General features: G+C 56.1%; 1 protein-coding gene. It reads right to left on the bottom strand.

Annotation, left to right across the window (positions count from 1 at the left end; translation table 11 throughout):
- A partial coding sequence (locus tag LD028_RS08700; RefSeq protein ID WP_237811577.1) for a PP2C family protein-serine/threonine phosphatase occupies window positions 1-310 on the bottom strand: 310 nt, incomplete at both ends.

Here is a 310-nt window from a genome sequence, read left to right as displayed (position 1 = left end):
ATCAAGGTTGACGCGGGCGACCATCGCGGCGAGAACGGAAAAGTCATCGTCCGCCTCTTCGGTACGCTTTTCCGTCACCCCGTCGGTGTACAGCAGCACAAAATCGCCTGGTTCGAGCACAACCGATTTGGTCTCAAATGAAAATTGCGGAAACAAGCCGAGCGCGCAGCCCTTGGCGCCTAGCGGCACGCATTGCTTCGTTTTCGCCCGATACCAAAGCGCCGGTTCGTGTCCAGCGCACGCGTACGAGAACGTATGCGTTTTTTCGTTGTAATTGCCGACAAACATCGTGACAAACATCGACGGCTCC

The sequence above is a fragment of the Anoxybacillus sp. LAT27 genome (genome assembly GCF_022030075.1).
GTDB classification, from domain to species: Bacteria; Bacillota; Bacilli; order Bacillales; family Anoxybacillaceae; genus Anoxybacillus; species Anoxybacillus kestanbolensis.
Note: the sequence above shows the minus strand (reverse complement) of the source record. Positions and strands in the feature narration are given on the sequence as shown.